The organism is Kitasatospora sp. NPDC002227 (assembly GCF_040296285.1).
In the GTDB taxonomy this organism is placed as follows: Bacteria; Actinomycetota; Actinomycetes; order Streptomycetales; family Streptomycetaceae; genus Kitasatospora.
This window is the reverse complement of record NZ_JBEOWY010000001.1, coordinates 132369-153931: the sequence shown is the minus strand read 5'-3', so window position 1 is coordinate 153931 and position 21563 is coordinate 132369. Positions and strand designations below refer to the sequence as shown.

Below are 21563 nucleotides of genomic sequence, written 5' to 3'. Positions count from 1 at the left end.
GTCCGTGCCTTGCCACGCTGCCAGCCGTCCGCTCTGACGGCGCGTCGGTCTGGGCCGACGGAGGGTCAACCGGGCGCGGAAACCACTCGCGGGGGTGAGACCGCCGCCCGTAGGCTCCCGGGACCATGGACGAGAACAGGCGGGAACGGCTCCGGACCACCTTCACCGAGGACGCCGAACTGTACGACCGGGCGCGCCCCGGGTACCCGGCGGCGCTCTACGCCGAGCTGGCCCGCTCGGCCGGGCTCGGGCCGGGGTGCCGGGTGCTGGAGATCGGGTGCGGCACGGGGAAGGCGACGGTGCCGCTGGCCGCGGCCGGGGCCCTGGTGACGGCCGTCGAGCTCGGCCCGGAGATGGCGGCGGTGGCGGAGCGCAACCTCGCGCCGTACCCGGCGGCCGAGGTGCGGGTCGGGGCCTTCGAGGCCTGGCCGCTGCCGGCCGAGCCCTTCGACCTGGTACTCGCGGCGACGGCCTTCCACTGGATCGACCCGGCCGTACGGGTGGTCAAGGCGGCCCGGGCGCTGCGGCCCGGCGGAGCGCTGGCCGTGTTCGGCACCCACCACGTCCGGGGCGGCGACGTGGACTTCTTCACCGAGACCTACCCGATCTACGATCGCTTCGACCCCGACACCCCGCCGCCGGACCGGCTGATGACCCCGGGCGGTGAGATCCCCGCCGCCACCGCCGAGCTGACCGCCGCCGGCCTGTTCGGCCCGCCCGCCGTGCACCGCTGGGAGTGGGACTGCAGCTACTCCACCCGGGCCTACCTGGACGTGCTGCTCACCTACTCCAACCACCGCGCCCTGCCGGACCGGGCCCGCGAGGGCCTGCTCACCGCGATCGCCGAGCTGATCGACACCCGCTACGGCGGCCGCGTCACCAAGCGCTACATGACCGAGCTGACGCTCGCGGAGCGGCTCGCCGGGTAACAGATCACGAATCGAGAAGCCGCCCGGCCCCGCGCCCGCCTAGCCTGAGGGTGATCAGGCGGGGCGGGCCCGCCGGATCGGACGGAGACACGATGAGCGAGCCGCACGCCGCCGACAGCCACGACCTGATCCGGGTGGTCGGCGCGCGCGAGAACAATCTGAAAGACCTTGAGCTGGAGCTGCCCAAGCGGCGGCTGACGGTGTTCACCGGGGTCTCCGGCTCGGGCAAGAGCTCGCTGGTCTTCGACACCATCGCCGCCGAGTCGCAGCGGCTGATCAACGAGACGTACAGCGCCTTCGTGCAGGGCTTCATGCCCACCCTCGCCCGGCCCGAGGTGGACGTCCTGGAGGGGCTGACCACCGCGATCATCGTGGACCAGCAGCGGATGGGCGCCGACCCGCGCTCGACCGTGGGCACCGCCACCGACGTCAACGCGATGCTGCGGATCCTGTTCAGCCGGCTCGGCAGGCCGCACATCGGCCCGCCCAGCGCGTACGCCTTCAACGTCCCCTCGGTCAGCGCGAGCGGGGCGATGAAGGTCGAGCGCGGGGAGCAGAAGGCCGTGAAGGTGAACTTCTCCCGCACCGGCGGGATGTGCCCGCGCTGCGAGGGCCGGGGCGCGGTCTCCGACATCGACCTCACCCAGCTCTACGACGACACCAAGTCGCTGGCCGAGGGCGCGCTCACCATCCCCGGGTACACCACCGGCGGCTGGAACTACCGGCTGTACAGCGAGTCGGGCTTCTTCGACCCGGCGAAGCCGATCCGCAGGTTCACCAAGAAGGAGCTGCACGACTTCCTGCACCACGAGCCGGTGCGGATGAAGATCGCGGGCATCAACATGACCTACGAGGGCCTGGTGCTCCGCATCCAGAAGTCGATGCTGGCCAAGGACAAGGAGGCGATGCAGCCGCACATCCGGGCCTTCGTGGACCGTGCGGTCGCCTTCACCACCTGCCCCGACTGCGACGGCACCCGCCTGAGCGAGGGGGCGAGGGCCTCGAAGATCAAGAAGGTCAGCATCGCCGACGCCTGCGCGATGCAGATCAGCGACCTGGCCGAGTGGGTGCGCGCGCTGGACGAGCCCTCGGTGGCGCCGCTGCTCGAAGGGCTGCGGGCGACGCTGGACTCCTTCGTGGAGATCGGCCTCGGCTACCTCTCGCTCGACCGCTCCTCGGGCACGCTCTCGGGCGGCGAGGCGCAGCGGGTCAAGATGATCCGCCACCTCGGCTCCTCGCTCACCGACACCACGTACGTCTTCGACGAGCCCACCACCGGCCTGCACCCGCACGACATCCAGCGGATGAACGAGCTGCTGCTGCGCCTGCGGGACAAGGGCAACACGGTGCTGGTGGTCGAGCACAAGCCGGAGACCATCGCGATCGCCGACCATGTGGTGGACCTCGGGCCGGGCGCCGGGGCGGCGGGCGGCACGGTCTGCTTCGAGGGCACGGTCGAGGGCCTGCGCCGCAGCGGCACCGTGACGGGCCGGCACTTCGACGACCGGGCCAAGCTCAAGGCGGCGGTGCGCAAGCCCACCGGCGCGCTGGAGATCCGGGGTGCGAGCGCGCACAACCTGCGCCACGTGGACGTGGACATCCCGCTCGGGGTGCTCGCCGTGGTGACCGGGGTGGCGGGCTCGGGCAAGAGCTCGCTGGTGCACGGGTCGGTGCCCGCGAGCGAGGGGGTGGTGTCGGTGGACCAGACACCGATCCGGGGTTCGCGCCGGAGCAACCCGGCGACGTACACCGGGCTGTTGGAGCCGGTCCGCAAGGCGTTCGCGAAGGCGAACGGGGTGAAGCCCGCACTGTTCAGCGCCAACTCCGAGGGTGCCTGCCCGACCTGCAACGGGGCCGGGGTGGTGTACACCGACCTGGCGATGATGGCCGGGGTGTCGAGCACCTGCGAGGACTGCGAGGGCAGGCGGTACCAGGCCTCGGTGCTCGAGTACCGCCTCGGGGGCAGGGACATCAGCGAGGTGCTCGCGATGCCGGTGGCCGAGGCGGTGGAGTTCTTCGCCGCCGGGGAGGCGGCGACGCCAGCCGCGCACCGGATCCTGACCCGGCTCGCGGACGTCGGGCTCGGCTACCTGAGCCTCGGTCAGCCGCTCACCACCCTCTCGGGCGGTGAGCGGCAGCGCCTCAAGTTGGCCACCCACATGGCCGACAAGGGCGGGACCTACGTGCTCGACGAGCCGACCGCCGGGCTCCACCTGGCCGACGTCGAGCAGCTGCTCGGGCTGCTCGACCGGCTGGTGGACGCCGGCAAGTCGGTGATCGTGGTCGAGCACCACCAGGCCGTGATGGCCCACGCGGACTGGATCATCGACCTCGGCCCGGGAGCGGGCCACGAGGGCGGCCGGGTGGTCTTCGAGGGGACGCCGGCCGAACTGGTCGCCGCCCGCTCGACGCTGACCGGGCAGCACCTCGCGGAGTACGTCGGAGCCTGACGGCTCAGCAGGTGCCGGAGCCGGGGCCGCCGAGGTGGAAGGAGGTGGCCGTGGCTCCGGCGGAGAAGTAGAGGGCCGGGCTGGTGGCCGACACGGTGAGGGCCGGGGCGTCGGCGGAGCCCGCCAGGTAGTAGGAGTCGATCCAGGAGGAGCGGTTGGAGGCGGCGGCCCAGCCGTTGCCCATGTCCTCGCAGGTGGCGTCGGTGGCGTGGGCGATCTCGCCGAAGGCGGTGACCACCTGGGCGCGGGTGTAGTTGCCGCTCCAGAGCGAGCCGGGGAAGTAGCCGATGGCCTGGTTGTTCCAGTACAGCCACCAGTCGCCGCCCACGTTCTGGATGGCGTAGCTGGCGGAGGAGCCCGCGCCCACCGTCATGCCGGGCTTGACGTTGCGGTTGGTGGAGACGAAGCCGCAGCCGTTGTAGCAGCTCTCCTGGCCGTTGACCCAGTGGTAGACGAACAGGTGCGGCCGGGTGTCGCCGTTGAGGCCGAGGTCCACCGTCCAGCCGATCTCGACGGTGGAGTTGCGGTCGGCGGACTGCAGGGCCAGCTCCTGGAGCGAGTGCGAGGAGGTGTCACCGGGCTTGATCTCGGGGGCGGCCTGCATCATCCGGATGCTGGCCCCGGCCGTGTCGGTGATCTGACGGCCCGAGACGTAGTCGTAGCACGCGCCGTACCAGCAGACCGGGCCGGTGCCCGAGGCGGTGGCGGGCGGGCGCGGGGCGAGCGGCGCGGCGGCCTGGGCCGGGGCGGCGGCCGCCAGGAGGCCGAGGGCGGTGAGCAGGGTGGTGGTGCCACTGAGGATCGAGCGGCCTATCCGCATGGGGGCTCCGTCGGGTTGCGTGGGGGCTCAGGTGGGTTATGTGCTGTATTAACTCTGGTTACAGCGGGAGTTAAGCTAGCCCCGGCGGATCGGCGGGCGCAAGGGTCCGGACGGACTACGCTGAGCGCCCGTCGGTGCAGCGAACGGAGTGGGTGGTCATGGCGGTGCAGGGTGCGGGGGCTGAGGAGCGGGCGGCGATCGGTGCCCGGGTGCTGCGGTTGCGCACCGAGCGCGGGCTCACCCAGCGGGCGCTGGCCGAGCCCGCGTACACGGCCGCTTACATCTCCACGGTGGAGTCCGGCAAGGTGAGCCCGTCGGAGACGGCGCTGCGCTTCCTGGCCGGGCAGCTCGGCGTCAGCTTCGAGGAGCTGTCGACGGGCAGACCCGCGCACCTGGGCACCGAGCTGCGGGTGCTGCTCGGGGACGCCCGGCAACTGCTGGCCGAGGGCGCTCCGGCCGACGCCGCGCGGCGATTCGCGGAGCTGGCCGAGGAGGCGGCGCGATCGGCACTGCCCGCCGAGGAGGCCACCGCCCGGACGGGGCTCGGCGACTGCGCCCTGGAGCAGGGCGAACTCACCCGGGCCATCGAGGAGTTCGAACGCGCCGAGGAGCTGCTCGCCGACCGGCCGCTGCCGCAGCGGGTGCCCGCACTGCGCGGCCGGGCGGTGGCCCACCTGCTCGCGGGTGACCTGCGCTACTCCTGCTACCTGCTCGAGAACGCGATCGACCAGCTCAACGCCGCCGGACTGCACGACCCGCACGCCCTGGTGCTGCTCTACTCCGCCGTGATCGCGCCCTACATGGACCTCGGCGCCCAGAACCGGGCCGCCAGGGCCGCCGAACTCGCCCTCGCGCTCGCCCCCCAAGTCGCCGACCCCGCACTGGTCGCCCGGCTGCACCGGGGGGTGGCCCGCACGCTGCTCGCCCAGGGCCGGGCCGCGGAGGCCGACGCGGCGCTGGCCCGGGCCCAGGAGCTCTACCAGCAGCTGCAGATCCGCACCGAGCTCGCCCACTGCCACTGGATGCGAGGCTATCTCCGGGGCCAGGAAGGCGACTTGGGCGAGGCCGAGCGCGAACTGCGCACAGCCCGGGGCATCCTCGCCGACCGCCGGGCCGCGCTCTACACCGTGCAGATCGACGTCGAACTCGCCGACGTGCTGCGGCGCGGCGGCCAAGCGGCGGAGGCCGAGCAGCTGCTCGCCGACCTGCTCGGCTCACTCACCCCCGAGCGCGGCGCCGTGCACGCGGGCGGCGCCCACCGCCTGCTCGGCCTGATCGCCGAGGAGCGGGGCGACGACACCGCCGCCGAGCAGCACTACCGCGCCGCCCTCGCCCTCCTCGAGCGGACCGGCGCGGCCGCCGACCTCGCCGACCTGTGCCGCCTGCTCGGCGACCTGCTGCGCCGCACCGACCGCCCCGAGGCCGCCCTCGACGCCTACCGCGCCGGCCTCACCCACCGCGCCACCCCGGGCACCACCACTCTCGGCCCCGCCCCGGCAGGCCCCCCGCTGTGACCCCACCCTGGCCGATGCGCCCGGTGGCTCTCCCGGGGTGGTCAGAAGCAGGTGCGGTCCGCGCTGCGGCGGTCGCCGAGCGGCAGGTGGGCAGGGTGGTTGCCCGCGCGGGCGGTGCGGCGCCAGGGGCGGGCGTAGCGGAGGGCGATCTCGATGTCCTGGTCCGGGGAGTCGCGGTCGAGGTCGGCGAGGGCGAGGGCCGGGGAGGTGCCGGCCGGGCAGCGGGCCAGCCAGCGGCCGCCCGGGGCGACGACGCCGGCCGGGGCGGTGGCGCCGTACTGGGCCGGGGTGCTGTAACCGAGCCAGTAGTTGTAGAGCGTGCCGTAGGCCTGGGCCAGCACCCCGAACATCACGTCCTCGGCCATCGCCGAGAGCAGCACGCAGTCCACGCCCAACCGCTCGTACTCGGCGAACAGTTCGGGGAAGTTGACCTCGATGCAGAGCGCGGCGCCGAACCGGAAGCCGTCCACCTCGAAGACCACCGGCGCGGTGCCGGGGGTGTACAGGTAGGAGAGCTCGGCGTGCGAGAGCAGTCGCTTGTCGTAGCGGGTGACCAGCTCGCCCCGGTCGGAGATCACGTACAGGCTGTTGTGCGGCCGGGCGGGCGCGGTCAGCGGGTGGACCGAGCCGAGCACCGTCCACAGCCGCAGCTCGCCGGCGAGCGCCGCGACCGCCTCGGCCTCCGCCCGTAGCAGGCCCCAGTCGGCCCGGCTCCAGTCGGCCTCGGCGAGCCGCTCGGGCCCGGCCGAGGACATCAGCCGCTTGCCCGGGTACACCAGCGCGCCCTCGGGGAACTGCACCAGCCGTGCCCCGGCGCCCGCGGCCTCCCGCATCAGCTCCCTGACCTGCGCCCCGGCGGCCCGCAACGCCGGGGCGTCCCCCGGGTCCGCCGGCACCGTGGTCCGGGCGACCGCCAACCGCAGTGTGGTACCGCTCACTTCTGCCCACCCCGTCCGTCTGTCACAACCGTGTCGTCCGCTCCGTCATACCAGCGACCGACTCTTCCGAGACAGGAGATCCGATGATGGACGCACGGATGCCCAACCCCGCCGTGGTGATTCCCGAGGCGATGCCCGCCCTGCTGGCCGTGGTGAAGGCGGCCGGCCAGGGCGGGGTGCCGCAGACCGTGATGGAGCTGGTGCACCTGCGGGCCAGCCAGATCAACGGGTGCAGCTACTGCCTGGACGGCGGCGTCACCAGTGCCCGGAAGGCGGGGGTGGACGAGAAGCAGCTCGCCACCGTCGCCGCCTGGCGGGACGCGCCGTACTTCTCGCCCGCCGAGCGGGCCGCGCTGGCGCTGGCCGAGTCGATGACCCGGCTGGCGGACCGCAGCGACGCGGTGCCGGACGAGATCTGGGCGGCGGCCGCCGAGCACTTCGACGAGCGGCAGCTGGCCGGGCTGACCCTGATGATCGGCCTGACCAACCTGTTCAACCGGTTGAACGTGACCACCCGCCAGCCCTCCGGCGCGAGCTGGTAAGGGGCCCCGCGATGCGAATCACCATCTTCGCGGCGAGCGGAGGCGTCGGCCGCCACCTGCTCGACCAGGCGCTGGCGGCCGGACATGACGTGACGGCCGTGGTCCGGGCCCCGGCCAAGCTCGGGCCGACCACGGCCCGGGTGGTCGCCGTCGACCTGGCCGAGGCCGGCCCGGCCGAGCTGCGGGCGGCGGTCGAGGGCGCGGACGCGGTGCTCTCCGGGCTCGGCCCGGTCTCCAAGGCGGAGGCCGGGGTGGCCTGGCGGGGCACCACCGCGATCGTGCAGGCGATGAAGGCGGCCGGGGTGCGGCGGATCGTCGCGGTGAGCGCGGCCCCCGTCGGCACCATCGCCACACCGGGGCGGCCGCACCCGCCCCGGCACGACCCGGGCGACCGGGGCGTCCTGCGGTACGTGGCCTACCCGATCCTCAAGCGGGTGCTGCGGACGCACTACGCGGACGTGGCGCGGATGGAGGAGGTGCTGCGGGAGAGCGGTCTGGAGTGGACGGCCGCCCGCCCGGTGCAGCTCACCGACAAGGCGCTCACCCGCGCCTACCGCACCGCGCTGGACCGCAACCTCCCCGGCGGCAGGGTGATCTCGCGGGCCGACGTGGCCCACGCGATGCTCGCCGCACTGGAGCAGCCCGAGACGGTGGGGCGGACCCTGGGACTGGCCGACTAAGCCGGCTCAGCGGTGCTCGCCGGGCTCGCAGTGGTAGCAACGAGCCACGGCGCCGTCGTGGTTGTACCACTCGTGGGCGCCGCAGTCCTTGCTGCCCTTGCCGGCGACTCCTCGCTCTACGAGGAACCAAGGCAGGTGCCTGCGCAGACGGGTACGCCACCGGTACCGGCCAGTTCTGGTCATCCCGAGAGGCTAACGCCTTCCGGCCCGCCGTGGCGGTCGGAGAAATCTCCCAGGAAACTCTCAGCTTGCGGCAACCGACCGGACCTCGCCGGTCACGGTTGCACGGTCTTTCCCGGCAGCAGGGCCGACACTTCGGCGGCCAGGGCGTACGAGTCCCCGCCCGGGTCGAGGGGGTAGGAGTCGGTGGCGTGCGCCCAGGCGTCGTCCACCGCGAACCAGTCCACCGGCTCGGGCGGGCGGCCGGTGGTCAGGGCCGTCTCCAGGGTCGCGAAGTACCGCTGCCAGCGCGGGGCGTAGAGCCCGGAGAGCAGGCCGGACCACTCGCGGGCGGCGTAGTCGTGCACGCCGCCCTCCTCGGCGGCGGCCCGGGGGCCCCAGGTGGCCAGCAGCGAGCGGGCGTCGTACTCGAGCCGGTCGCGCTCGGCCGGCCCGGCGCCCCAGGAGCGGGCCGCCTCGAGCCAGGGCCCGAGCATGAACTCCCGGGCGGTGCCGGTCAGCCGGTCGAGCAGGGCGATCGCGTCGAGCCACTGGGCGGCATCGCGGCGGAAGGCCGGGAGGTCGCCGTCGCGGTAAGCCCGGGCGAGCTCGGGCAGCAGGGCACGGGAGTGGTTGGCGAGCACCTGCCGGGCGAGGTCGACCAGGTCGTGGCGGTAGGCGTCCGTCTTGCGCAAGGCCGGTGCGGCCCGCAGGAGTTCGGCCAGCGCCGTCCGGACGGTGCCGGGGTCGTAACGCAGCCCGCCGGGGCTCCAGGTGGCGGAACTCACGGCTGTCAGGCTCGGTCTGGCGGAGAACAGGCCGTCCTGCGGCTCGCTCCACCGCCCGGCGGGCAGGCGGTACGGGCCCCGGCCCAGCTGCTCCCAGGCGGCCGCCGTGTGCGCATCGGCCCCGCCGTAGCGGGCGGCGGCGTACTCGGCGAACCAGGCAGAGAGGTCGAACTCGGCTGGCAGCCAGGCGAGTTCGGTGAACAGGGCGAAGGCGGCCGGGTCGGTGCCGGTGCCCTCGGGCAGGTAGGCGAGGCCCTGCAGCAGGCTGCCCGGCTGCGAGCGCAGGCGTGCCAGGCGTGCCAGGCGGTCGGCCCAGACGGCGGTGTTGGCGCCGAGCGAGGTGTGGCCGCCGAAGTTGGGGATGGTGCCGAAGGCGTACGGCACGCCGGGCCAGTCGTGCTCGCGGTCCAGCGGGTCGTAGCGGTCGGAGAGGCCGTCCAGCACGAACAGGGCGGCGGGGTCGACGGCGGCCAGCACGGCCGGCGGCGGGTTCTGCTCCCAGCCGAGCATGACCCAGACGGCGCCGGGGTGGGCGGTCCGCAGGGCGGTGAGCACGCCCCGGGCGGCGGCCCCGACATCCACCCCGTCGGCCCGGCCGCCTTCGTGCAGCAGGTCGGCCTTGTAGCGGGTGGTGGCGCCGAACGCGGTCTGCTGGTGGCGGTAGTAGGCGGCGGCCAGCTCGGGGAAGACCGGCCCGGCGGGGTCGAGCCAGTCCGGCCGGGGCAGGCCGCACCAGGTGCCCTGGGGGAGGGTCCGGGCCCCGGGGTTGCGCTCGGCGAAGCCGGGCGGCACGGTGCCGGTGAAGCCCGGCAGTACCGGCGTCATGCCGAGCTCGCGGATGCGGTCGGTCAGCCTCCGGCCCAATTCGGCGCGGGCGAGGATGAGTTGTTCGGAGACCGGGCCGCCGAGGCCGGACATGTTCTGCAGCAGCCACCACGGCTGGTGCCCGGGCGCGGGGATCCAGGCGCGCAGCTCGGCAGGGCGGTAGCCGAACTCCTGCAGGGCGCGGTAGTAGGGGAGTTCGGCACCGAGCTGGACGTACACCTCGTTGACGCCGTGCAGGGCCAGGACGTCCAGCTCGTGCTCGTACGCGGCCCAGTCGCGGTAGGGGCCGGAGTAGCCCGGGTCGGTGTCGTTGAGCGCGAAGCGGTGCGCGACGGCCGCCGAGCGGCGGACTGTGGCGGGCGGCGCGGGGAGCACGGCGGGCAGGGCGGCCGTGCTGTCGCCGGGCAGGCCGATGTCGGCGTGGGCCACGTGGTGCAGGTACCAGCCCAGGCCGGTGAGCAGCACGGCCGGGCTGGTGCCGCGCACCCGGACGGCGCCGGGGCGGCCGGAGAGCTCGAACCAGTCGCCGTGGCCGTCCGGCGGGGCCGGGAGCAGGTCGAGTTGACCGGCCCGCCCGGGCAGCAGCCGCTGGGCGGCGGCGACCGCGGGGGACGGGTCGAAGTACCCCATGTGGGCCGCCAACACCGGTGTGACGGTGACGAGTTGGGCCAGCAGGGCGAGGAGGGCGAGACGGCGGCGCACCGGGCGGCGGTCAGGCGTAGGAGTAGCCGAGCGCGGTGGTGCCGGCCACCTGCGGGGCGGTGCTGGCCCACGGGTCGAGGATCGCGTCGTGCGGGGTGAGGCTCGGCCCGGCGGTGTGGTTGAGCTGCCAACGGTCCCAGATCCGGTCGACGTTGGCGTGCAGCAGCCAGAAGATCGGGTCGCGCGGGGAGTGCATGATGTCGCTGACGGTGCCGTTGCACCAGTTGTGCACCTGGTTGTGCGCGTCCGTCTCCAGGTGGCTGGTGAACGGGGTGTAGCGCGGGCGCAGCAGCAGGGCGTCGATCACCGCCTGGGTGGGCAGCGCGCCGCCGGCCGCCCCGGGCACGCCCCGGGTGACCTGCGGAGGCTGCCAGACCCAGTCCGGGCGGGCGTGGTCGGTGGCGTAGTCCCAGTACGGCACGGTCAGCGACGGCCCGGCGGCCGGCTGGGTGGAGCGCAGCAGGTTCTCCATCTCCAGCAGGTAGCGGCGGTGCCAGGGCAGGAAGCGCTGGGTGCCGACCGGGCCGTTCATCGAGTGCATCCGGTGGCTCATGTCGGCGTGGACGGCGGCCAGCTTCTGGTAGTCGCCGCTCGCGTGGGCGGCCTGCAGGGCCTGGTTGAAGGTGTCCCGCCCGGCCTGGTCGAGCTTGCGGTGGTCGATCCGGGTACGGGTGAGGCTGCCCGCGAGCTGGACCACGAAGCCGCGGGCGGCGTCGGCGGGCACGAGAACCTCCCCGGCCGGGCCGCCGGGCCGGGGCTCGAGGGTGGCCAGGTGGCGGTCGAAGCGGACGGCCACCGCCTCGGGGTCGAGCGCAGGGTGCAGGCCCCAGCCCTCCTGGAGCCGGAGCAACTCCTCGCGGTCGGGGAAGTGGCCGGTGGCGGGGAGTTCGGCGGTGCTGGGGTCGGTGGGTGGCATGCGGACGTCCCGTCGGTGGGTGGCTGGGCGGTCTGCTGCCACGGTCGCCCGGCGGGTGCGCGGGTGGGCGGTGGGACGCGCTGGGCGGGCCGCCTTTCACCCCATCAGATCAGCGGATCGGATGACCTTCGCCTGACCTTCGCCCTGCCTTGCCGCCGCTGCGGCTCAGGAGCACGCTGGACAGTGGGGTGGCGCGGCTTTCGGAGGTGCGAGATGCAGAACGAATGGGACGTGCACCTGAGCTTCCAGGAGGACGGGGTGCACACCTCCTGCGAGGCCCGGCTGACCGGCGCGCGGGCGCCCGGGCTGCGGGGACACGGTGAGGCGGTGCGCAGCGCGGAGGACCGGCCGCTGGCCAGGATCGGCGAGGAGGTCGCGGCCTCGCGGGCGCTGGACGAACTCGCCGCGCGGCTGCGGGCCCAGGCCGACGGCGAACTGGCGGACGAAGGCCACCGCCCGGCGTACCTGATCTTCTGAGGAGCCTCCCGAGGAGGAGTCTCCCGATAGGGAAGAAAGGCGCCGGACATGACAGCTCCCGGCAGCTCCGCCTTCTCGCTCTCTCCGGACCTCGGCCGTCGCCGAAGCGTCTCTGGGAGCGAATGGGGCTACCGGGGGCCTAGCCAGGCCCACGACAAGGGAGTCGCTCGGACGGCCGGTTGACGTCCTATCTGTCCGGCGGTGCGGCTCTCTCCTGTTGTCTGGTGTACTGCCCAGTCTCCTCCCGACAGGCCAGTAGTCAAGAGGTGCCGGTGGTCCGTTCGGGGCGGTCGTGGGACACGGTGTCCCGGTCGGAGGGCGGCCCTGGGACACCAGGGCCGAAGGCGGATCGGGACCGGGAGAGCATGACGGACGGTCAGGCCGGGGCGCCGAAGTCCTGGGTCCACCAGGGGCCGCCGGAGCCGTAGTGGACGCCGACGCCGAGGTCGGTGAACGCGCAGTTGAGGATGTTGGCGCGGTGGCCGGGGCTGTTCATCCAGCTGTCCATCACCGACGGCGGGTCGGCCTGGCCCATCGCGATGTTCTCGCCCCAGGTGCTCCAGCGGTAGCCGGTGGCGTCGATCCGGGCCTGCGGGCCCTGGCCGTCGGGGTTGGTGTGGTCGAAGAAGTTGCGGGCCGCCATGTCGTCGGAGTGGCCCTGGGCGGCCTTCTGGAGCTGCGCGTTGGACTTCACCGGCCCGCAGCCCGCCTTGGCGCGCTGGGCGTTGACCAGGTCGATGACCTGCTGGACGGCGCCCGCCGGGGTGGCCGCGCGGGCCGAGGGAGCGGCCGGGCTGGGCTTGGCGGTGCGGGAGGGCGAGGCGCTCGGGGTCGGGGTGGGGCTCGGTGCGGCGGTGCTGGGGGAGGGGCTCGGCGAGGCCGAGGTGGTGGGCGCCGCCGTGGACGGGGAGGCGGAGGGCGAGGTGATCGCCACCGTGACCGGCGCGGGCACGTCCGCCACCGCGTCGGCGTGCACGGGCTGGTCGCCCGGCTGGTCCTGCTCGGCGAGCACGAATCCGCCCGCGGCCAGGGTCAGCACGGCCGTGCCGACGGCCACCGCCGCCACCCGGCGGCGCGAACCGGTGGGCCGGCGCCGCCGGCCGCCGCTCCCGCGGTGCCGGGTGGCAGCGCCGGCCGGGGAGCCGCCGGTCGCGGCGTGGGCGGTCGTGGCGTGGGCGGCAGTCAGGCCGTGCGGGCCGAAGGCGTGCGAGCGCGGCAGCGGGAGCATGGCCAGGCCGGCCAGCAGGCCCTCGGCGGGCACCAGGCCGTTCCAGTGGCGGGCGCAGTGCGCGCAGTCCCGGGCGTGGCGGGCGATCCGCTTGCGCCACAGGGCGCTCGGCCGCTCGTCCCACCCGGCGGTCATCGCGGTCAGCTCCGGGCAGGGCGGCACGGTGGTGAGCGCTCGGACCACCACCCGGGCGGTCTCCAGCTGGGTCTTCATCCGCTGGACCCGCACGGCCGCGTGCTGCGGGGTCAGCTCCAGGGCCGCCGCCAGCTCGGCCCGGCTGAGCTCGCCCGCCGCCTCCTGCCACCAGAGCGCGAGCAGGTCGCGGTCGTCCTCGTCCAGCCAGCGGGTCGCCTCGGCGACCTCACGGCGCTGGCCGGAGAGGCCGAGCCGGATGATGGTCAGGCCCACGAAGTCGGCGGCGGGGTCGGCCGGCTCGTAACCGTCCTGGAGGGTGCCGCCCCGGTCGTGACTGAGCTGCTGGGCCTGGTGGCGCTGGCGCACCTCGTTCATCGCTATCGCCACCAGCCAGGAGCGGAAGCTGGCCGGGTCGCGCAGCTGCGGCAGGCTGTGGACGGCGCGCAGCATGGTCTCCTGCACGACGTCGTCGGTGTCCGGGTGCCCGGACAGGGCCCGGCCGACGACGTTGTAGACCAGGGGCAGGTAGGACCTGACCAGCTCGTTGGTCGCCTGCTGGTCGCCGGTCTGGGCGAGCTCGACCGTCGCCGTGCCGCAGTACCTGTCCATCGTGTCCACCTTCTCCGTCGGCCTGCCCGGTGCTGCCTGTCCTGGTAGGAGATCCGGCGGGTGAGGGCGGATAACAGAAAATCGACGGAGATTTTCCAGCCATCCCGGATCAGCCGGGCAGCGTACCGGAGCGCGCGACACGCCCGACCGCCGGGGCCGCCCCCAGCCGGTCGGCTCAGCCGGTCAGCTGGGCCAGCAGCTTCCGGCCGAAGGGCCAGTCGCCGAGGCCGGAGTCGCTGTTGAGGTGGCCGTGGGCCCCGGCCACCTCCAGCCGGGCGCCCCAGGCGGCGGCGAACTCGCGGGAGCGCTCGAGCGAGCACCAGGGGTCGTCGGTGCTGGCCACCACGACGGTGGGGAAGGGCAGCGGGGCGAGTGGCACGGGCCGGAAGTTCACCAGCTCGGGGACGTCGGCGGTGTCGATGTCGGCCGGGGCGACCAGCAGCGCTCCCCGGACTCGCCCGAGGTGGCGGGCGGCCCAGTGCGCCACCGTGACGCAGCCGAGGCTGTGCGCGACCAGTACCACCGGTCCGTCCGCGGCGGCCACCGCGTTGTCCAGCTCGGCGACCCAGTCGGCGAGCCGCGGCGCGTCCCAGTCGGCCTGCCGGACGCGGCGCAGCGAGGAGTCCGCCCGCTCCCAGTGGCTCTGCCAGTGCTCGGGGCCGGAGTTCTGGTAGCCGGGGAGGATCAGGACGCGCGGCTCGACAGTCATGGCTGCCCTTCCGGGGAGGAGAACGGGAGGTGGACGGGGCGCCGTCGGCCGTCCGGTGATCACTGACCCTATCGGGTGAGCGAGGGGTGACGTGAGGTGACCTGGGAGTGTGTGAGGAAGCCGAGGACGTCGCACGAGTAGCCGCAGCCACACGTATCGTGAGGGGCGTTGTCCACGGAGGGGAACAAGGTGCGCAAGCTCACGTACTACGTCGGTGCCACCATCGACGGCTTCATCGCCGATCCTGACGGCTCGTTCGGCTTCTTCCCGCTGGCCGACGACATCCTCAAGTACATCGGCGAGGAGTACCCCGAGACGCTGCCGACGCACGTGCGCTCGCCGCTGGGCATCGTGGGGGCGAACCGGCGCTTCGACACCGTGGTGATGGGCCGGGCCACCTACGACCCGGCGCTGCGCGCGGGCATCACCAGCCCGTACGCGCACCTGCGCCAGTACGTGGTCTCCTCCTCCCTCCCGCTCGGGGCCGATCCGGAGGTGGAAGTGGTGCGCACCGACCCGGTCGGGCTGGTGCGCCGGCTCAAGCGGCAGGAAGGTCTCGGCGTGTGGCTGGCCGGCGGGGCGCGGCTGGCGGGGGAGGTGCTGCCCGAGATCGACGAGCTGGTGGTGAAGACCTACCCGCTGGTGATCGGCTCGGGCATCCCGCTGTTCACCCGGGAGTTCGCGGTGGCCGCCTTCCGGCGGACCTCCGGCCGGGCCTTCGACAGCGGCGCGGCGATCACGGTCTACCAGCGGGACTGATGATCCGTCAGACCTCCTGGCCGGCTGCCTGCTTGATGGCCTCGCGGATGCGGAAGTAGGTGCCGCAGCGGCAGACGTTCTGGATCTGGTCGATGTCCGCGTCCGTCGGGTTCGGGGTGCGGCGCAGCAGCGCGACGGCGGCCATGATCTGGCCGGGCTGGCAGAAGCCGCACTGGGCCACGTCGAAGTCCAGCCAGGCCTGCTGCACCGGGTTGAGCCGGTCGCCCTGGGCCAGGCCCTCGATGGTGGTGACCGAGCGGCCCGCGCAGTTCTGCACCGGCACCGTGCAGGGCTGGATCTCGGCGCCGTCCAGGTGGCTGGTGCAGGCGCGGCAGACGCCCACCCCGCAGCCGTACTTGGGCCCGGTGACGCCGAGCTTGTCGCGCAGCACCCAGAGCAGGGGCATGTCGGCCGGGGCGTCCACCTGCACGGACTGCCCGTTGAGGACGAAGGTGTAGCTGGGCATGGGAGTCCTCGGAGGTCAGAAGCTGATCGGGAAGCTGCGCGGCGAGGTGCCGGTGGCGCGGGCGTAGGCGTTGGCCACGGCGGCCGCCGCGGCGGGCACGCCCAACTCCCCGGCGCCGCCCGGGTCCCCGCTCGGCGGGAGCAGGTGCACCTCGAAGGCGGGTGGGCTGTGCCGCTGGCGGGCGTAGTGGAAGTCGGCGTAACTGCCTTCGCGGATCGCGCCGTTGTCCAGGTGCAGGCCGGCCTGCAGGGTGAGCGAGATGCCGTCCATGACGGCGCCCATGAACTGCGCCTCCAGGCCGCGCGGGTTGACTGCCAGGCCGACGTCGGCCGCGACCACGGCCTTGGTGACGCGGGGGGCCGCGGCGTCCGTGCAGTCGATCTCCACCAGGCAGGCCAGGCTGGAGCGGTGCTCGGAGTGGAAGGCGAAGCCCTGGGCCTGCCCGGGCGGCATCGGGCGGCCCCACCGGCCGGCCTGGGCCGCCTGGTCGAGCACCGCGACGGCGCCCGGGTCGGTGAGCCGGGCCCGGCGGAAGGCCACCGGGTCCTGCCCGAGGGTGCGGGCCAGCTCGTCCATCATGATCTCGTCGGCGGTGCGGACCAGCCCGGAGTAGACCGATCGCCAGCTGCCGGTGTGCATCTCCAGCGGCACCTCGGCCAGCAGCTGGGTGTTGACGCCGAGCGCGTACGGCACCTTCTGGGTGAGGGTGAAGAAGACCTGGGAGAAGCCGTCGCCGACCGGCGGGATCGACACCCCGGCCGCGGTGAGCGCGTCGCCGACGCCGTGCCGGAAGTCGGTCTTCACGGTGGCCACCCGGTGCTCGTAGGTGAGCACCTGCCCGAGCGCGTGGGTGGCGCGGACGCGGTGGTGGCTGGCCGGGCGCATCCGGCCGTGCCGGACGTCGTCGTTCCTGGTCCACATCAGCTTCACCGGCCGCCCGGCCGCCTTGGAGACCTGGGCGGCCTCCAGCGCGGCGTCGAAGAACAGCCGCCGCCCGAACGAGCCGCCGCCGCGCACCACGTGGACGGTCACCGCGGCGACCGGCAGCCCGACGGCGGCGGCGATCGCGGCCTGGGCGACCAGCGGCGACTGCGCGGCGAACCACACCTCGGCGCGGTCGGCGCGCACGTCCGCGACGGCGGTGAGCACCTCCATCGGGGCGTGGCTGACGAAGGCGAAGTCGAACTCCGCGTCCAGGTGCAGGGTCAGCAACGGCGGTATCAGGAAGGGGGGTTGGGCGGCCTTGAGCTGGGCGCGGACGTCCGCGTCGGAGAGGCCGTCCACCGTGCCGGGGCCCCAGCTGACCTGGACGGCGGCCTTGGCCTTGAGCGCCTGGTCGAAGGTCTCGGCCAGCACGGCGACGCCGGTGGGGATCTGCACCACGCCGAGCACCCCGGGCAGGGCGAGCGCGGCGGTGGCGTCGAAGGAGCGGACGGTGCCGTTGATGGTCGGCGGGCGGACCACCACGGTCGGCACGGCGCCGGGCACGGCCAGGTCGCCCGCGTACTTGGCCTTGCCGGTGACGATGTCACGGGCGTCGATCCGGCTGGTGGGCCGGCCCACCAGCTGCTGCTGGGCGGGCGGCTTGGGTGTGGCCGCGACGGCGGGCACCAGCACGGCGGCCGCGTCGACGGCCAGCGAGGCGTAGGTGGCCGAGCGGCCGTCCGGGGCGAGTACGGCGCTGCCGGCGGTCCGCAGGCTGCCCGCGGGCAGCTGCCAGCGGTTGGCGGCGGCGGTGACCAGCCGGGCCCGGGCGGCGGCGGCCACGTCGCGGACGGGCCCGTAGAGCGAGCGCATCGAGTTCGAGGCGCCGGTGAGCTGGTTGAAGAGCAGCTCCGGCCGGGCCGGGGCGAGCGGGATCTGCACATCGCCCAGATTCGCGTCCAGCTCATCGGCCACCACCATCGCCATCGCGGTGGTCAGCCCCTGGCCGACCTCGACGCGCGGCAGCTCGAGCAGGATCGATCCGTCCATGTTGACCTGCAGGCTCAGCAGGTGCGAGGTCGGCAGCCCGGCCAGGATCATCGCGTCACCGAGGTCCAGGATGTCCGGCACCCCGGGAAGTGCCTCGGCCGACGGCACGTCGGCGGCCAGCCGGACGCCGACGGCCAGGGTCGGCGCGGCGATCAGATAGGTGAGGAACCGTCGGCGGCTGACGGGCCGTGGGGAGTCGGTGGCAGTGATGGCCGGGCACCCTTCGAGTGCGGAGCGGAAGCCCGCGCAGCATAAGGAGTGTGACGGCGAACGGTCAATGTGGTGTCAGTAGACTGCCAGGATGATCGGGGTGGAGGCCAGGGGGCTGTACGAAGCGCTGCTGGAGCAGGAGGACGGTGACTCCTGGGAGGCGGTGGGCCTGCCGTGGCTGGCGCGGGCCCAGGGTGGGTACCAGGAGCGGCTCCGGACGGCTGCCGAGTACCGGAAGGATTCGGCTCCTTCGGTCGAACTGCAGTGTGAGCTCTACGCGTTGAGCCGGGTCGGCGACCTGCTGCTGGAGGCGGAGGCGGTCGGCCTGTTCACCGGGCTCGGCATGACGGCGTTCGAGGGCGGGCCCTTCGATCCCTTCCTGCACGAGATCGTCGAGGTCGAGCAGGCGGCCGATCCGCAGGCGCCCGTCGAGCTGATAGGGACGGTGTGGCCGGGGCTGATGCTCGGTCAGCTGCTGATCCGCCGGGCCGGGGTGCGGGTGCGGGCCGGCGCCGCGCACGCCCAGCGGGGCGTGGCCGACCGGGGGATGCTGTACTGGACGTTCAGGCGCGCGCACCGGCCGGTGCAGGACCTCTCGCACGGGTGGGGCCACAACTCGCAGTGGTCCACCAGGCTGCGGCTCGACTACCGCACCCCCGGTGGTGACCTGCTGAATGTGGCGGGAAGGCTCAGCATCGACGGCGACGACATGCTCGCGCCGGACCACCCGGAGAACCTGAGTGACGCCGCCCGCCTGTTGACGGCCGGCGAGCGGCGTGAACTGCTGCGCCACCGCTGCCTGCTGCGGGTGCCGAAGGCGGTGGACCGGCTGGCCGAGCAGGTCGGCTGGGCGGCGGAGTTCATGCCCTACGACTGGCGGCTGCCGCCGGCGGAGGAGGGTCGGCCGGGGTAGCCGTCCGGGCCGGCGAGCGCCGTGCGGCTTGGCGCCTGCGGACTCGGAGCAGGGCGGCCGGGCCCGGTGAGGAGAGGACGGCACCGGCGGTCTCCGGGCAGGCGCAGCCGGTGACCAGCGCCGCGGCCCGGCAGGCCGGGAAGGCAAGGCCGGCGGCTTGTCGTACCTGCATAGCGGCAGATCATCCGTGGGGGCGCCACCGCCCTCACCCGTACGGCCCCGGTTGACACCCCCCGGAGGGCGGGCGTACAGAGAGAAGGTGCGGCAGCGGGTGCCGACGGGCCACCACGGCCCGTCCGTGACCAGTGGGACGACGGCGATGCGGAGCACCGAGCCCCGCCCGCCGGCGGACCGGCCCGCCCGGGGTGCGGCGGCCACCCGCGACGAGGTGCTGGCCGCCGGGCTGCGCCGGGCCGTCCAGCACGCCGCCGCCTACGGCGGAGTGGTCTACCTGCGCTCGCCCGACCGCGCCTCGCTGGTGCTCAGCGCCGTCGCCGGAGTACCGCTCTCGCTGCTCAGCGGATTCCGCCGGGTGCCGGTGGCCGGGCAGCTGCCCGCACCCGTCGCCTACCGCACGGGCCGCACCGTCGCGCTCTCCGGCGCCGAGGAGACCATGCGGCGCTTCCCCCGGCTCGCCGTCGGCCTGCCGTACGCCTTCGCCTCCGCCAGCGTGCCGGTCTCCGCACCCGCCGCGCTGGGCGGCGAGCGGTACGGCGCCCTCGCCGTGCTCTGGCCCAGCAGCGGCGCCGCGATACCCGCCGCCGTCCGGCGGCAGCTGCGTACCGCCGCGAGCCGCCTGGGCGCGGCGCTGGCCGAGCTGGCCGTGGCCGGCCACCCCGTCGAGGCGGGCGGCCCGCCGGTGGAGGTCGAGCTGCCCGGCCCGGCCGGCCCCGCCGTCCGGGTCGGCCTGTTCGACTGGGACCTCGCCACCGGGCTGCTCACCGCCGACGAAGGCCTGTACGACCTGCTCGGCCGCAGCCCCGAGAGCCTGGACGGCCGGATCGGCTCGATCGCCGCACTCGTCCACCCCGAGGACCTGCCCTCCCTGCGCGCCGCCGTGCTCGCCGCCGTCCGCACCGGGGTGCTGCCCAGCCGCACCGTACGGATCGCGGACGGCCACGGCCGCCACCACACCGTCCGGATCTGGGGCCGCTGCCCCGGCGGCCCCGCCCGCACCCACCTGATCGGCGCCGTGCTCGACACCGGCCAGGGCGCGGCCGCCGTGGCCGCCGTCGAGCGGCTGCGCGACGGCGTCTTCGCGCTCGACCCGGACGGCCGGGTCGACTACGCCAACCGCAGCCTCGAGCTGCTCCTGGACACCCCGCGCGAGCGGCTGCTCGGCCACCACCCCTGGTCGGTGCTGCCCTGGCTCGCCGACCCCGAGTACGAGGACCGCTACCGCGCCGCGATGCTCTCGCAGCGCCCCACCGCCTTCCTGGCCCGGCGCCCGCCCGACCAGTGGCTCAGCTTCTCGCTCTACCCCGACGCACACGGCCTGACCGGCCGGGTCGCCCCCACCGGCCCGCCGCGCAGCCGGCACCAGCCGGCGGAGACGGCACCCCCGGACGACGGTGAGCCGTCGGTGCCGCGGACGGCGCCCGGCGCGATGTACCACCTGCTGCAGCTGGCCAGCGCGCTCGGCGAGGCGGTCTCGGTACGGGAGGTCTGCGACGCGGTGGCCGAGCAGATCATGCCCGGCTTCGGCGGCCAGGAGCTGGCGATCTACCTCTCCCGGGCCGGGCGGATGTTCCTGGTCGCCCAGCGCGGCTACCCCGACGGCTTCCTGGACGGCTTCGAGGGCACCTCGCTGCGGGCCCGGCTGCCCGGCACCGAGGTGCTCAACACCGGCGCGCCGATCTTCTTCGAGACCGAGCACGAACTGCTGGCCGCCTACCCCGGAATTCCGGTGGACGACATGCGCGCCTGGGCCTTCCTGCCGCTGATCGCCTCCGGCCACCCCGTCGGCAGCTGCATCCTCGGCTTCGACGAGAACCACGTCTTCTCCGCCGAGGAGCGCGCCGTGCTCACCGGCCTCTCCGGCCTGATCGCCCAGGCGCTGGAGCGGGCCCGGCTCTACGACGCCGAGTTCGCCCTGGCCCGGGGCCTGCAGCAGGCGCTGCTGCCGCACCGGCTGCCGGACGTACCCGGTCTGGAGATCGCCGCCCGCTACCTGCCCGGCACCCAGGGCATGGAGATCGGCGGCGACTGGTACGACGCGATCACCACCCCGCGGGGTCTGTGCCTGGTGATCGGCGACGTCGAGGGCCACAGCGTCGGCGCCGCCGCCATCATGGGGCAACTCCGCAGCGCGGTCCGGGCGTTCGCCACCACCGGCGGGCCACCCGAGGAGGTGCTGGCCCGGACCAACCAGCTCCTGGTCGAGCTCGACCCCGGCCTGCTGGCCAGCTGCTGCCTGCTGCGGCTCGACCCGGCGACCGGCCAGGTCGAGGCCGCCCGGGCCGGCCACCTGCCGCCGCTGGTCCGCCACCCCGACGGACGCGCCGAGGCGCTCGACCTCCCCGGCGGCCCGCTGCTCGGCGTCGACCACCCCAGCCACTACCCCGCCAGCACCCTCCACCTCGCCCCGGGCGCCGTGCTCGCCCTCTACACCGACGGCCTGGTCGAGGAGCCCGGCACCTCCATCGACACCGGCGTCGACCGCCTGCGCACCACCCTCGCCCACACCACCGACGACGGCCTCGACCCCCTCGCCGACCACCTCCTCGGCAACGCCCGCCACCTCGCCCACCGCGCCGACGACGTGGCCCTGCTGCTCGCCCGGCTGCTGCTCTGACCTGCGGCCGCGATAGCCTGGCCGAT

The 21563-nt window shown here is 74.3% G+C and carries 18 protein-coding genes; 9 read left to right on the top strand and 9 right to left on the bottom strand.

Translation table 11 applies throughout. The features are described 5' to 3' along the window. The first annotated feature begins 125 nt into the window (after positions 1–125). Together ABT095_RS00665 and ABT095_RS00660 are read left to right on the top strand one after the other, a co-directional pair. The gene (locus tag ABT095_RS00665) at positions 126–929 is read left to right on the top strand and encodes a class I SAM-dependent methyltransferase (protein ID WP_350527033.1); all 804 of its coding nucleotides are present in this window, start codon (positions 126–128) and stop codon (positions 927–929) included. A gap of 92 nt (positions 930–1021) precedes the next feature. Beyond that, positions 1022–3379 (top strand): ATP-binding cassette domain-containing protein, encoded by a 2358-nt coding sequence (locus ABT095_RS00660; protein WP_350527032.1) that lies wholly within the window; start codon positions 1022–1024, stop codon positions 3377–3379. Between the two features lie 4 nt (positions 3380–3383). Here the strand turns inward: ABT095_RS00660 and ABT095_RS00655 are convergent, their stop codons facing one another. Next, positions 3384–4199, bottom strand: coding sequence for a neprosin family prolyl endopeptidase (locus tag ABT095_RS00655; RefSeq protein WP_350527031.1), 816 nt, complete (start codon positions 4197–4199; stop codon positions 3384–3386). A gap of 158 nt (positions 4200–4357) precedes the next feature. Between ABT095_RS00655 and ABT095_RS00650 the strand changes: the two genes are divergently transcribed. Next, complete coding sequence (locus ABT095_RS00650) at positions 4358–5713, top strand: helix-turn-helix domain-containing protein (RefSeq protein WP_350527030.1); 1356 nt, start codon at positions 4358–4360, stop codon at positions 5711–5713. A gap of 41 nt (positions 5714–5754) precedes the next feature. Here the strand turns inward: ABT095_RS00650 and ABT095_RS00645 are convergent, their stop codons facing one another. Then, positions 5755–6651: a carbon-nitrogen hydrolase family protein gene (locus ABT095_RS00645; RefSeq protein WP_350527029.1), complete on the bottom strand. Its 897-nt coding sequence runs from the start codon at positions 6649–6651 to the stop codon at positions 5755–5757. A gap of 86 nt (positions 6652–6737) precedes the next feature. Here ABT095_RS00645 and ABT095_RS00640 point away from each other — a divergent pair, with 86 nt between their 5' ends. Both ABT095_RS00640 and ABT095_RS00635 read left to right on the top strand, forming a co-directional pair. Next, entirely contained in the window at positions 6738–7193 is a 456-nt protein-coding gene (locus ABT095_RS00640; RefSeq protein WP_350527266.1) for a carboxymuconolactone decarboxylase family protein, read from the top strand. An 11-nt stretch (positions 7194–7204) separates the two neighbouring features. Next, positions 7205–7873, top strand: a complete 669-nt coding sequence (locus tag ABT095_RS00635; protein WP_350527028.1) for an NAD(P)-dependent oxidoreductase — start codon at positions 7205–7207, stop codon at positions 7871–7873. 6 nt (positions 7874–7879) lie between these two features. Here ABT095_RS00635 and ABT095_RS00630 read toward each other — a convergent pair whose 3' ends face one another. From ABT095_RS00630 to ABT095_RS00620, 3 genes are all read right to left on the bottom strand, one after another. Continuing rightward, the gene (locus ABT095_RS00630) at positions 7880–8056 is read right to left on the bottom strand and encodes a hypothetical protein (protein ID WP_350527027.1); all 177 of its coding nucleotides are present in this window, start codon (positions 8054–8056) and stop codon (positions 7880–7882) included. 92 nt (positions 8057–8148) lie between these two features. After that, the gene (locus ABT095_RS00625; protein ID WP_350527026.1) at positions 8149–10347 is read right to left on the bottom strand and encodes an alpha-N-acetylglucosaminidase; all 2199 of its coding nucleotides are present in this window, start codon (positions 10345–10347) and stop codon (positions 8149–8151) included. Positions 10348–10357: 10 nt separating this feature from the next. Then, positions 10358–11263 (bottom strand): tyrosinase family protein, encoded by a 906-nt coding sequence (locus ABT095_RS00620; RefSeq protein ID WP_350527025.1) that lies wholly within the window; start codon positions 11261–11263, stop codon positions 10358–10360. A gap of 213 nt (positions 11264–11476) precedes the next feature. Here ABT095_RS00620 and ABT095_RS00615 point away from each other — a divergent pair, with 213 nt between their 5' ends. Then, on the top strand, positions 11477–11740 hold the full coding sequence (locus ABT095_RS00615) for a dsRBD fold-containing protein (protein WP_350527024.1): 264 nt from the start codon (positions 11477–11479) through the stop codon (positions 11738–11740). Positions 11741–12116: 376 nt separating this feature from the next. Here the strand turns inward: ABT095_RS00615 and ABT095_RS00610 are convergent, their stop codons facing one another. Together ABT095_RS00610 and ABT095_RS00605 are read right to left on the bottom strand one after the other, a co-directional pair. Continuing rightward, positions 12117–13712, bottom strand: coding sequence for a sigma-70 family RNA polymerase sigma factor (locus tag ABT095_RS00610; protein ID WP_350527023.1), 1596 nt, complete (start codon positions 13710–13712; stop codon positions 12117–12119). Between the two features lie 175 nt (positions 13713–13887). Further along, a complete protein-coding gene (locus tag ABT095_RS00605; RefSeq protein ID WP_350527022.1) occupies positions 13888–14421 on the bottom strand; it encodes an RBBP9/YdeN family alpha/beta hydrolase in 534 nt (177 codons plus the stop codon). A 189-nt stretch (positions 14422–14610) separates the two neighbouring features. On the opposite strand from ABT095_RS00605, the gene ABT095_RS00600 reads away from it, so the two are divergent. Continuing rightward, positions 14611–15180 carry a dihydrofolate reductase family protein gene (locus tag ABT095_RS00600; protein WP_502884783.1) on the top strand — a complete coding sequence of 190 codons (570 nt, stop codon included), beginning with the start codon at positions 14611–14613 and terminating at the stop codon, positions 15178–15180. A gap of 7 nt (positions 15181–15187) precedes the next feature. Here ABT095_RS00600 and ABT095_RS00595 read toward each other — a convergent pair whose 3' ends face one another. Continuing rightward, complete coding sequence (locus ABT095_RS00595) at positions 15188–15646, bottom strand: (2Fe-2S)-binding protein (protein WP_350527020.1); 459 nt, start codon at positions 15644–15646, stop codon at positions 15188–15190. A gap of 15 nt (positions 15647–15661) precedes the next feature. Next, positions 15662–17701, bottom strand: a complete 2040-nt coding sequence (locus ABT095_RS00590; RefSeq protein WP_350527019.1) for a xanthine dehydrogenase family protein molybdopterin-binding subunit — start codon at positions 17699–17701, stop codon at positions 15662–15664. Positions 17702–17921: 220 nt separating this feature from the next. On the opposite strand from ABT095_RS00590, the gene ABT095_RS00585 reads away from it, so the two are divergent. Further along, the gene (locus ABT095_RS00585) at positions 17922–18743 is read left to right on the top strand and encodes a nucleotide exchange factor GrpE (protein ID WP_350527018.1); all 822 of its coding nucleotides are present in this window, start codon (positions 17922–17924) and stop codon (positions 18741–18743) included. Between the two features lie 319 nt (positions 18744–19062). Further along, entirely contained in the window at positions 19063–21537 is a 2475-nt protein-coding gene (locus ABT095_RS00580; protein WP_350527017.1) for a SpoIIE family protein phosphatase, read from the top strand. Positions 21538–21563: the final 26 nt, after the last annotated feature.

Coding starts and splice junctions, on each gene's coding strand:
- ABT095_RS00580 (WP_350527017.1), top strand. CDS start 19,063: ATGCGGAGCACCGAGCCCCGCCCGCCGGCGGACCGGCCCGCCCGGGGT.
- ABT095_RS00635 (WP_350527028.1), top strand. CDS start 7,205: ATGCGAATCACCATCTTCGCGGCGAGCGGAGGCGTCGGCCGCCACCTG.
- ABT095_RS00655 (WP_350527031.1), bottom strand. CDS start 4,199: ATGCGGATAGGCCGCTCGATCCTCAGTGGCACCACCACCCTGCTCACC.
- ABT095_RS00640 (WP_350527266.1), top strand. CDS start 6,738: ATGGACGCACGGATGCCCAACCCCGCCGTGGTGATTCCCGAGGCGATG.
- ABT095_RS00660 (WP_350527032.1), top strand. CDS start 1,022: ATGAGCGAGCCGCACGCCGCCGACAGCCACGACCTGATCCGGGTGGTC.
- ABT095_RS00650 (WP_350527030.1), top strand. CDS start 4,358: ATGGCGGTGCAGGGTGCGGGGGCTGAGGAGCGGGCGGCGATCGGTGCC.
- ABT095_RS00610 (WP_350527023.1), bottom strand. CDS start 13,712: ATGGACAGGTACTGCGGCACGGCGACGGTCGAGCTCGCCCAGACCGGC.
- ABT095_RS00585 (WP_350527018.1), top strand. CDS start 17,922: ATGATCGGGGTGGAGGCCAGGGGGCTGTACGAAGCGCTGCTGGAGCAG.
- ABT095_RS00665 (WP_350527033.1), top strand. CDS start 126: ATGGACGAGAACAGGCGGGAACGGCTCCGGACCACCTTCACCGAGGAC.
- ABT095_RS00605 (WP_350527022.1), bottom strand. CDS start 14,421: ATGACTGTCGAGCCGCGCGTCCTGATCCTCCCCGGCTACCAGAACTCC.
- ABT095_RS00630 (WP_350527027.1), bottom strand. CDS start 8,056: ATGACCAGAACTGGCCGGTACCGGTGGCGTACCCGTCTGCGCAGGCAC.
- ABT095_RS00620 (WP_350527025.1), bottom strand. CDS start 11,263: ATGCCACCCACCGACCCCAGCACCGCCGAACTCCCCGCCACCGGCCAC.
- ABT095_RS00595 (WP_350527020.1), bottom strand. CDS start 15,646: ATGCCCAGCTACACCTTCGTCCTCAACGGGCAGTCCGTGCAGGTGGAC.
- ABT095_RS00615 (WP_350527024.1), top strand. CDS start 11,477: ATGCAGAACGAATGGGACGTGCACCTGAGCTTCCAGGAGGACGGGGTG.